Raw genomic sequence first — 10,441 nt, 5'->3', positions numbered from 1 at the left:
CCTCCGGAGCCGTCCGGCGTTCGAGGACGGACACCCGGGCCAACCGGACGGTCCCGGGCTCCTCGCGGCCCGCCCGCAGGGCGACGCGCGGATCGGGTACAACGTACGGGTGACCGCATCCACCCCCCGCCGCCGCAACACCGCCCCACCCCGTGAGGAGCTCCTCGCCGCCGCCATGGCCACCATCGCCGAGCGGGGGCTCGACGGGCTCACCATGGCCGGCCTGGGTCGTGAGGTCGGGATGAGCAGCGGCCATCTGCTCTACTACTTCCGCACCAAGGACGAGCTGCTGCTGCAGACCCTGGAGTGGAGCGAGGGCCGCCTCGGCAGCGAGCGCAGCGCGCTGCTGTCCCGCCAGGCGCCGGCCCGCGAATGTCTCGACGCGTACGTCGATCTGTACGTGCCCGACGGCCCCCGCGACCCGCACTGGACGCTCTGGCTGGAGGTCTGGAACCGCTCGCAGAACGCGGACGACGACGCCCGCGCCCGGCAGGCCGCGATCGAGGGGGCCTGGCACCGTGACCTGGTCGCGCTGCTCGCCGCGGGCATCTCGCGCGGCGAGTTCCGCGCCGTCGACCCGGATCGTTTCGCGGCCCGGCTGCGTGCGCTCCTGGACGGCTTCAGCGTCCATGTGGCGGTCGGCATACCGGGCACGAGCCGCGCCCAGGTCCTGGACCACGTACGGGAGTTCATCGAGGACGCGCTCCTGTAGCGGCGCCCGAGCGCAACGCACGCACGTACGCCCGCAGGGAGTCCGGGCCGGTGAAGGTCCCGGCCGCGTCCGCCTGACGAGGGCACGGCACCCGCAGCCGCTGACTGCTGTGCGCCCGCGCTCAGCGGTCAGCGGGTGGCGATCGCTCCCGACTGCGTCTTGAGGCGCTCCTGCATCTTCTTGAGGGCGTCCGTCGCGTACTTGCGGACCTGCGCCTCTTGTTTCACGTCTCCGATCACGGACGCGCTCAGTACGGTGTCGCCCTCCCGTCCGGTTTGGATGACGTAGAGATTGTTCACCTTCGTTCCGTCGTCCGCGACGATCTGTCGTCCCTCCTCGGCCACCTGCTCGTCGAAGCCGGCCACCTTCGGAGGGCCCGCCTCGCGCACACTGTCCCAGCGCTGCTTGCCCTGGTGCTGGTTCGGACAGCGGTGGATTTCGTCCCGCGCATCGGCCAGGTACTTCTTCGCCGTGGCCTCGTCGGTGTACACCCTTACCTCGGACGTTCCGATGATGGCGGACGACGTCTGGAAGACGCTGCGCGTCAGGGCGGCCAGCGTGCCGACGCGATTGGGGCGGGTGGTGTACTCACAGGTCGGCAGCACCAGGGCTTCGGGCGTGGGGTCGGTTTCGTAGGGATCGTTCTGCACGAAGCCGGGTGCCCAGTCCGCGGGGGCCAGCGCCACCTGCGTCGTGACGTCGTGGGCCGCAGCCTTCGCGGCCGTCGAATCGGTGGGCGAGGCTGAGGCGGAACCGCCGCCGCCCTCGCCGCCGCCGTTCAGCACGACGATCAGCACGACCGCGAGTGCCAGCGCCAATGCCGCCCCGCTGATGATCAGCACTTGATTCCGGCTGGGGCCCTTGCGGGACGGGCCTCGGCCGGTGAACGGCTGAGGGCGTTCGGGGCCCGGGCCGGACCCGGGTGACGACAGGGGGCCGGACGGCGGTCCTGAAGGTGGCTGTGAACTCACACACTTCCCCTACCACCGGTCACCGGTGCTCTCCGCCCGCCGATCGGGTACAGAGGCCGATCGGGGACAGTGGCCGATCGCAGACAGAGGCGGTCCGCGGCCGACCGGCTCCGGCAGCCCGGCACAGCGCGCCCGCATAGTGAGACCAATGTCCATGCATGCGTACGCATGTGGCACACTGCCTCTGTGCTCGCATTCGCCATGATTATCGGCAGCAGCGCGCCGGTCCGCAGTGACCGCTGACCCGTGGACAGCAAACCCCACGACAGCGGCACCGTGCCCCAGACCCGCGCGCAGACCTCTCGCACCCGCGAGGGGTTTTTTCGTTTTACGGCCCCACCCCGGCCGGACGCGACGCGCGCGAAGATGGGGGCAGGTGGATCCAGACATTCCGGAGCCACTCATCCGACAGGAGTCACCACAGCCATGACCACCGAGGCCACGGACACCGACAGGTACGGCACCGACGACGGCTTCCACGTCTTCGACACCACGCTGCGCGACGGCGCCCAGCGCGAAGGCATCAACCTCACCGTCGCGGACAAGCTGACCATCGCGCGGCACCTGGACGAGTTCGGTGTGGGCTTCATCGAGGGCGGCTGGCCCGGGGCCAACCCCCGGGACACCGAGTTCTTCGCCCGGGCCCGTGAGGAGATCGAGCTCAAGAACGCCAAGCTCGTCGCGTTCGGCGCCACCCGCAGGGCCGGCGCCAAGGCCGCCGAGGACCCGCAGGTCAGGGCGCTGCTCGACTCCGGCGCTCCGGTCATCACGCTGGTCGCCAAGTCCCACGACCGCCATGTCGAGCTCGCCCTGCGCACCACGCTGGACGAGAACCTGGAGATGGTCCGTGACACCGTCTCCTACCTCCGCTCCCAGGGCCGCAGGGTCTTCGTCGACTGCGAGCACTTCTTCGACGGATACCGGGCCAACCCGGAGTACGCGAAGGCCGTCGTCCGGTCCGCCTCCGAGGCCGGCGCCGATGTCGTCATCCTCTGCGACACCAACGGCGGCATGCTGCCGGCCCAGGTCCAGGCTGTCGTCGCCACCGTGCTCGCCGACACCGGCGCCCGCCTCGGCATCCACGCCCAGGACGACACGGGCTGCGCCGTCGCCAACACCCTCGCCGCCGTCGACGCGGGCGCCACGCACGTCCAGTGCACCGCCAACGGCTACGGCGAGCGCGTCGGCAACGCCAACCTCTTCCCGGTCGTCGCCGCGCTGGAGCTGAAGTACGGCAAGACGGTGCTGCCCGCGGGCGCCCTCCAGGAGATGACCCGGATCTCGCACGCCATCGCCGAGGTCGTCAACCTCACGCCCTCCACCCACCAGCCGTACGTGGGTGTCTCCGCCTTCGCCCACAAGGCCGGACTGCACGCCTCCGCGATCAAGGTCGACCCGGACCTGTACCAGCACATCGACCCCGAGCAGGTCGGCAACACCATGAGGATGCTCGTCTCCGACATGGCGGGCCGCGCCTCCATCGAGCTCAAGGGCAAGGAGCTCGGTGTCGACCTGGGCGGCGACCGTGAGCTCGTCGGCCGTGTCGTCGAGCGGGTCAAGGAGCGCGAGCTCAAGGGCTACACGTACGAGGCCGCCGACGCCTCGTTCGAGCTGCTGCTGCGGCAGGAGCTGCGCGGGGAGGAAGTGGGCCGGCCGCGTTCGTACTTCCGTACCGAGTCGTGGCGCGCGATCGTCGAGGACCGCCCCGACGGGACCCACGCCAACGAGGCCACGGTGAAGCTGTGGGCCAAGGGCGAGCGCATCGTAGCGACCGCCGAGGGCAACGGCCCCGTCCACGCCCTCGACCTGGCGATGCGGGTGGGCCTGGAGCGGATCTATCCGCAGCTCGCGAAGCTGGAGCTGGTCGACTACAAGGTGCGTATCCTCGAAGGCCGCCACGGCACCGAGTCCACCACCCGCGTGCTGATCACGACGAGCGACGGCAGCGGCGACTGGTCGACGGTCGGCGTCGCGGACAACGTGATCGCGGCGTCGTGGCAGGCGCTGGAGGACGCGTACACCTACGGACTGCTGCGGGCGGGGGTCGAGCCGGCGGAGTAGGCCCCGCCGGCCCGCACCCCCGGGCGTCTCGGCTCTGGAGCCGCCACTTCCGGTCGGCGGCTCCAGCACGGTCCTGCCAGGCGCCCTCCTCGCCCGCGCCGGAGGGCGGCGGACGAGCGGGTGGCGCTGCGGATGAACCGGTCGTCCGGAGGTCAGCACCGCAGCGGCATGCTCGGGCTGGGTTCCCGACCAGGAACTATGTCCCATTTCAGGCTGTTCGGGTAGCTTCAATGCTATGAGGATCAGGCCGCTTTTCCTTCTGTCTGCCCTCGCCGGGCTGGCACTCTTCCTGCTGCTGGCCCTGGCTCCTGGCGTGGGCGCCAAGGCCACGGGCATCTCCGACGCGGCCCAAGCCCTGAAACAGGGGCCGGTCTACGTCGGCCCGGGCGCCCGGTCCCAGCTCTCCGAGGCCGACGAGAAGGCCCTCGCGCAGAAGATCGAGGACGCGGACAAGCCCGTATTCGTCGCGGTACTGCCCGCAGGGTCGCAGTTCCCCGCGGACAGCGTCCTGCGCGATCTGCGGACCGCGACCGGGATCACCGGGCTGTACGGAATCCGCCTCGGTGACGGCTTCAACGCGGGCGCGGACCGGGCGGTCATGCCCGCCAACGCCGTGCAGAACATCGTGGCCGGGGTGAAGACCCCCGGCGTCGACGCCGCCACCCAGCTCAACAACTTCGTCGACCAGGCCTTGCCGACCGTCCGCGGCACCGCCCCGGCCTCCTGGAGCACCGGCGCCGCGAACGAGGGCGCCTCCATCGGCTCGCTGATCGCGGTCGGTACCGTCCTCGTCGCGGGCGGCGCGGGCGCGTACGCCGTGGTCCGCCGCAGGCGCCGGCTGCGTGCCGAGGAGGAGCGGGCCGCCCTGGAGAAGCTCCGGGTCGTCGTGGACGAGGACATCACCGCGTACGGCGAGGAGCTCGACCGGCTCGACTTCCACCCGTCCGAGCCGGGCGCCGACGACGCGATGCGCGCCGACTACGAACGAGCCCTGGACTCGTACGACGACGCCAAGAGCGCCATGGCCTCGGCCGAGCGCCCGCACGACGTCCGCCCGGTCACCGAAGCCCTGGAGGAGGGCCGCTTCTCCCTCGCGTTCCTCGCCGCGCGCCGCGAGCGCGCCCCGCTCCCGGAGCGCCGCCCGCCCTGCTTCTTCGACCCGCGCCACGGCCCCTCCACGACCGACATGACCTGGACCCCGTCCGGCGGCACCCCCCGCGAGGTCCCGGTCTGCGCCGCCGACGCCACCCGCCTCCAGGAAGGCAAGGACCCGCTCGCCCGCAACGTCGAGACCGAATCCGGCCCCCGCCCCTACTGGGAGGCCGGCCCCGCCTACGGTCCCTGGGCAGGCGGGTACTTCGGCGGTGGTCTGCTGCCCGGCCTGCTGGTGGGCACGCTGCTCGGCAGCGCCCTCTCGACCCCGGCGTACGCAGCTGAGTACGGCGGCGGCGACTTCAGCGGCGGCGATTTCTCCGGCGCCGACTTCAGCTCCTCCGACTTCGGTGGCGGTGGCTTCGGCGGCGGCGACTGGGGCGGCGGAGGCGGCTTCGACGCAGGCGGTGGTTTCTGATGCGCACCAAGAAGTGGAACGTCGAGATCGTCATCACCGAGAGCGACCGGACCACCCAGGCCGAGGCCCGGCTCCGCGGCCAGAACGCCGAACTCTTCGTCGGCGAGGGCACGGCCCACCGCAACCGTACCGACCCGGACGTCCCCCACATCGGCGACGAACTGGCCGTGGCGCGGGCGCTGAGCGGCGTGACCCACGAACTCCTCCACGAGGCGGCGGCGGAGATCGAGACGATTACGGGCGAGCGGGTGGCACGGCTCCGGGAGGCGTAGCCGAGCGGCCCGGCGACGCGTCGTCGCACTGAGGTCCACCCGTGCGGCGACCCATCGCCCACCCTTGCGGCGACGCGTCGCCGCGTCCTGCGCGGCGGTCGGCGGGTGGCCGTCAGGCGGTCCTGCTCACCGCCTTCGCCGCCCGGACCACGGCTGCCGCCAGACGCTCGTTCTCCGGCGCCGCGCCGCCCGGGTAGGCGAAGCGGCGGCGGGTGTAGGCATAGGCGACGCCGGTCGAGGGATCGGCCCAGGCCTGGGCGCCGGCCGCGCCGCTGTGGCCGATGGCGGCCGGACCGACGGCCTGGAGCTCGAAGCCGATGCCGAAGTGGTCCTCCCCGCCGGTGACGAGGTCGGTGCCGGCGGCGTGGAGCCGGGCGAACTCGGCCGCCGTGTCCGGCTTCAGCAGCGGCGCCCGGCCGTCCAGCTCGCTGATGACCGCCGCGTACATCCGGGCGACGCCACGCGCGCTCCCGACACCGCCCGCCGAGGCGGAGCCCAGGGCCTTCACACGCGGGTGGTTGGCGAACTCCACCAGGTCCATCGGCTGCTGGGTGTGCCAGTTGAAGGCGATGGCCAGCAGGCTGCTCGGGTCCAGCGGGTTCGCCGCCCTTTCCGCGGCCTGCTCGGGCGTCGGCGCCATCGGGAGGATCGGGGCGTACCGGGCTTCGAGCTCCTCGGGCAGGCCGAGGTGGAAGTCCAGGCCGTACGGGGCGCGGATCCGCTCCTCGTACAGTTCCTGGATCGACCGCCCGGTCGCCCGCCGCACCACCTCGCCGGTCAGCGCGCCGATCACGAACGCGTGGTAGCCGTACGCCGATCCGGGCTCCCAGTACGGCCGCTGACCCGCCAGCCGCCCGGCGACGAGCCGGTCGTCGGCCAGCTCCTCGATGGTGAACCCCTCGTCGGTGCCGATCAGCCCGGCCTTGTGCGCGAGCAGCTCGCGCAGGGTCAGCCGGTCCTTCCCCGGGGCAGCGAACTCCGGCCAGTACGAGGCCACTTCCCGGTCGAGATCCAGCACGCCGTCCTGTACGAGCAGCGCCACGACCAGATGCGCGGCGCCCTTGGTGATGGAGTAGACCCCGCTGAGCGTGTCACCGGTGGTCCCCTCCCCGGCCCACAGGTCCACGGCCAACTGCCCGTCCGCGTATGCGACGAGCTGCGCCTCGGGGGAGTGCGCTTCCTCGGCGACGAAGGCGGCGAACTCCTCCCGTACGGACTCGAAGCCCGGTGCCGTGGTGCCCTGCACCTGCACCTGCACCTGCACCTGTGCCTGTGCTTCCTGTGCTGACATGTGTGCCCCCTGGTGATCGTCTTCGTGCGGTCATCAGGGGCCAACTGCGGTGAATCGGGGGGTATTCCGCGCGGCGAGGTACGGATGCGACGACACCACGTGCAGGTGGCAACTTTCGGTGACGCTGAATGCGCGAAGCGTAATCGATTTGGCGTAAACCGTTCTTGAGCCGACCGGTGCGTGGCAAAAGACTTCTCGTGTGCCACAGGGGGGCAACGCCCGGACAGGGTCTTGCGGCGCACCAAACCGTTTGCCCGCACTGTGAGGAGGCCGAGGCATGCCGGACGCCGGCGCTGGAGGCACCGGACACCCGATCACGCTGATCGACGGTACGACCACTCGGACCCGGGAGGTGACCCCCGCCGACCTGGGACCGATCCAGGAGTTGCACCGCCGTTGCTCGTCGTCCAGCCGGGCCCTGCGCTATCACACGGGCAAGCCCGAGCTGTCCCGGGCCGGATGGCGGGTGCTGTCCGACCCGGAGCGCGGCACCACCCTGGTCACCACCACTGCCCAGCACACGGACCGCATCATCGCCATGACCAACGTCATGCGCACGGATCAGCAAGGGGTCGGCGAACTCGCCGTGCTGATCGAGGACGCGTGGCAGTTCAAGGGGCTGGGTACGGGACTCGCCGCGCACGCCGCCGATGTGGCCCGCCGGGACGGACACCACACCCTGACCGCGGCGGTCGTCGCGAGCAACACACCGATGCTGCACGTCCTGGAGAGCCTCGACGCGCCGCCCACCCGCGTCGGCGGACCGGTTCTGGACATTAACATTCCGCTGTAGCCGGACCGCCCGAGGATCCTCAAGATCACCGGGCCGTGGCCCCGTGGGAGCCTGTACTGCCCGCCGGAGAGGTCGGCGGCGAACAGGGAGGTCTGACTGTGGGTGCCTCAGCGACCGGCGGGACCGATGGGGCCGACAGGCCCGACGAGATCGACGAGATCGACGAGATCGATGGATCCGTCGGGACCGTCGGGACCCTCACCGCCGACGCCGTGACCGCCGTGACCGCCGAGACGGCGAGCGTCGGGACCGTCGCGACGGAGAGCGGCCGCGTACGGGGCGCGATCGTCGATGAGCTCCGCGTCACGCTCGGGATCCCTTACGCGGCGCCGCCGTTCGGTGTCGCCGGCCGGTTTCGGGCGCCCCGCCCTGCGGCTGCCTGGGACGGTGTGCGGGACTGCACACGCTTCGGGCCGGTCGCGCCGCAGTCCGCGGAGCTGCCCGGTGCCCCCGTCTGGTCTCCGGGCCAGGAGGACGTTCTCAGCGTCAACATCTGGTCCCCGGTGGATGCCTGCGCTCCGCTGCCGGTGCTGTTCTGGATTCACGGCGGCGCCTACACCTTCGGGTCGTCGGCCCAGCCCGACTACGACGGATCCGCGCTGGCGCGTGCCGGCCTGGTGGTGGTGACCTGCAACTACCGGCTCGGCTTCGAGGGTTTCGGCCATGTTCCCGGGTTCCCGGACAACCGCGGCCTCCTCGACCAGATCGCCGCGCTGCGCTGGGTCCGGGACAACGTTGCGGGCTTCGGCGGCGACCCGGACAACGTCACCGTGGCCGGGCAGTCCGCCGGGGCGGGTTCGATCGCCTGTCTGATGGCGAGCGAGCGGGCTCGTGGACTGTTCCGGCGGGCCATCGCGCACAGCGTCCCCGACGCCTACTTCCCGCCGGATCTCGCCGCGGGGCTGGCTCACAAGGTGGCCGGGGCCGCAGGCGTCGCCCCCACCGCGGAGGGCCTGCTGTCCGCCACCCCGCAGGCCCTGGTCGACGCGTCGGACCGGGTGGTCGCGGAGTACGCCACGGACCCGGAATCAGGGCCGCTGCACTACGACACGGTCATCTACGGGCCCGTCCTCGACGGGGACGTGCTGCCGGCCGACCCGGTCGGGGCCGTGGCGGGGGGAGCGGGGCGGGCGGTGGACCTCCTGGTGTGCCACACCACGGAGGAGTACTGGCTGATGCACGAGGTGGGCAGCATGCCGCCGGTCACCACCGAGGACGGTCTGGCGCGCTTCGCCCGTGACTTCGGGCTTCCGGCGGAGCTCGTCGCCGGCTACCGCGCGCTGATGCCGCACGCGCCGGTCCTGGACGTCTGTCTCGCCATCGCCGGTGACGCGGTCTTCACCACGCACAGCGTCCGCCTCGCCGAAGCCCACGCCCACGCCCACGCACAAGCCGACGCCGATTCCCACGCCGATTCCCATGCCCGGGCTCGCGAGGGCGGACGCACGTACCTGTCCAGGTTCGACCGGCGCCGCACACGAGCCGACGGCCGCCCGGTGCGGGCGTGGCATGCCGCGGATGTTCCCTTCGCCTTCGGCACCCTGGACGCGGCGGGGGCCGACTTCCTCACCGGACCCGTCGACGAGGAGGACCGGGAGCTCTCCCGGCGCATGGTCCGCGCCTGGGCCGGATTCGCGGCCACCGGTGAGCCGGGCTGGGCCCCGCTCACCGAGCCTTCCGGGGCGGTGCATGTCTGGAGCGTCCCTCAGGACCGTGAAGAGAGTGCCGCCGAGGTCCACGAACTGTGGCGGTCGGTGCGCCCTGCTTCGCTGCGGCTCTGACCTCGTCGCCCATGTCGCAGACATGCCGAGCGCGTGCCGAGCGCGTGCCGAGCACATGCCGAACACGTGCCGAGCACATGCCGAACCCCCGTCCTCACGGACGGGGGTTCGCCGGCTTCCCTGCACTCAGTGCGCCGAGGCGCTGAGCGTCAGGCGGCAGCCTTGATCGCGGAGATGTCGAAGTTCAGCTTCACCTTGTCACTGACCATGACACCGCCCGTCTCCAGCGCCGCGTTCCAGGTCAGACCCCAGTCGGAGCGCAGGATCTGGGCGCTGCCCTCGAAGCCGACGCGCTCGTTGCCGTAGACGTCGGTCGCCGTGCCGTTGAACTCCAGGTCGATGGAGAGCGGGCGGGTGACGTCCTTGATGGTGAGGTCGCCGGTGATGCGGTACTTGTCGCCGCCCAGCTGCTCGGCCTTCGTCGAGCGGAAGGACATCAGCGGGTACGTCTCGGCGTCGAAGAAGTCGCCGCTGCGCAGGTGGCCGTCGCGGTCGGCGATCCCGGTGTCGACGCTGGCGATCTTGATGTCGATGACCGCGGCGGAGGAGCTCGGGTCGGAGCCGTCCAGGCTCAGCGTGCCCTCGTGCTCCCCGAACGTGCCGCGCACATTGGTGACCATCGCGTGACGGACGGTGAAACCGATGCTGCTGTGGGCCGGGTCGATGGTGTACTCGCCGGTCAGCGCGGCGAGAGCGGGGTCGACCGCGGGGACTGCGGGCGCGACGGCGGTGGCGGTGTCGTTCTTGCGGTTGAACAGGCCCATGGCTACTCCTCGGGGATGTGGGCGGCGAGACTTCTCGCCATTCGTTGAAACTTCAACGACACTCACCATAGACCTATTCCGTTAAAGATTCAACATCTTCGGAGTTTCGCCGGATTCACTCGAATGGCACCGGCGCTCCTCCGGCACACCGCCGGCGCACCTCCGGCGGACGCACCGCGGCGGCAAGGAGAACGGGTGCCCCGGGCCGGCTCGGCCGGGGCACCCG

Annotated in this window: 9 protein-coding genes; 6 read left to right on the top strand and 3 right to left on the bottom strand. The window is 71.4% G+C overall.

The annotated features are described in order from the left end of the window. The first annotated feature begins 175 nt into the window (after positions 1–175). Positions 176–712, top strand: a complete 537-nt coding sequence (locus ACWGI8_RS30845; protein WP_453665886.1) for a TetR/AcrR family transcriptional regulator — start codon at positions 176–178, stop codon at positions 710–712. A 128-nt stretch (positions 713–840) separates the two neighbouring features. On the opposite strand, the gene ACWGI8_RS30840 is transcribed toward ACWGI8_RS30845, so the two are convergent. Continuing rightward, positions 841–1,554 (bottom strand): hypothetical protein, encoded by a 714-nt coding sequence (locus ACWGI8_RS30840; protein ID WP_453665882.1) that lies wholly within the window; start codon positions 1,552–1,554, stop codon positions 841–843. Positions 1,555–2,109: 555 nt separating this feature from the next. Here ACWGI8_RS30840 and cimA point away from each other — a divergent pair. The 3 genes from cimA (at position 2,110) to ACWGI8_RS30825 (ending at position 5,586) form a co-directional block, all read left to right on the top strand. Continuing rightward, positions 2,110–3,744, top strand: coding sequence for a citramalate synthase (gene cimA, locus ACWGI8_RS30835; RefSeq protein ID WP_453665880.1), 1,635 nt, complete (start codon positions 2,110–2,112; stop codon positions 3,742–3,744). Positions 3,745–3,979: 235 nt separating this feature from the next. Beyond that, positions 3,980–5,314: a hypothetical protein gene (locus ACWGI8_RS30830; protein ID WP_453665878.1), complete on the top strand. Its 1,335-nt coding sequence runs from the start codon at positions 3,980–3,982 to the stop codon at positions 5,312–5,314. Then, positions 5,314–5,586, top strand: a complete 273-nt coding sequence (locus ACWGI8_RS30825; RefSeq protein WP_453665876.1) for a DUF1876 domain-containing protein — start codon at positions 5,314–5,316, stop codon at positions 5,584–5,586. Before ACWGI8_RS30830 ends, ACWGI8_RS30825 begins: the two co-directional genes overlap by 1 nt. A 112-nt stretch (positions 5,587–5,698) precedes the next feature. Here ACWGI8_RS30825 and ACWGI8_RS30820 read toward each other — a convergent pair whose 3' ends face one another. After that, positions 5,699–6,877, bottom strand: coding sequence for a serine hydrolase domain-containing protein (locus ACWGI8_RS30820; RefSeq protein ID WP_453665874.1), 1,179 nt, complete (start codon positions 6,875–6,877; stop codon positions 5,699–5,701). Positions 6,878–7,154: 277 nt separating this feature from the next. Between ACWGI8_RS30820 and ACWGI8_RS30815 the strand changes: the two genes are divergently transcribed. Both ACWGI8_RS30815 and ACWGI8_RS30810 read left to right on the top strand, forming a co-directional pair. Then, positions 7,155–7,670 carry an N-acetyltransferase family protein gene (locus tag ACWGI8_RS30815; RefSeq protein WP_453665873.1) on the top strand — a complete coding sequence of 172 codons (516 nt, stop codon included), beginning with the start codon at positions 7,155–7,157 and terminating at the stop codon, positions 7,668–7,670. 221 nt (positions 7,671–7,891) lie between these two features. Further along, the gene (locus ACWGI8_RS30810; RefSeq protein WP_453665884.1) at positions 7,892–9,451 is read left to right on the top strand and encodes a carboxylesterase/lipase family protein; all 1,560 of its coding nucleotides are present in this window, start codon (positions 7,892–7,894) and stop codon (positions 9,449–9,451) included. A 149-nt stretch (positions 9,452–9,600) separates the two neighbouring features. On the opposite strand, the gene ACWGI8_RS30805 is transcribed toward ACWGI8_RS30810, so the two are convergent. Further along, positions 9,601–10,215, bottom strand: a complete 615-nt coding sequence (locus ACWGI8_RS30805; RefSeq protein ID WP_453665871.1) for a YceI family protein — start codon at positions 10,213–10,215, stop codon at positions 9,601–9,603. Between the last annotated feature and the right edge of the window lie 226 nt (positions 10,216–10,441).

Source organism: Streptomyces sp. NPDC054841, from assembly GCF_053611045.1.
This window is presented reverse-complemented; position numbering and strand designations above follow the sequence as displayed.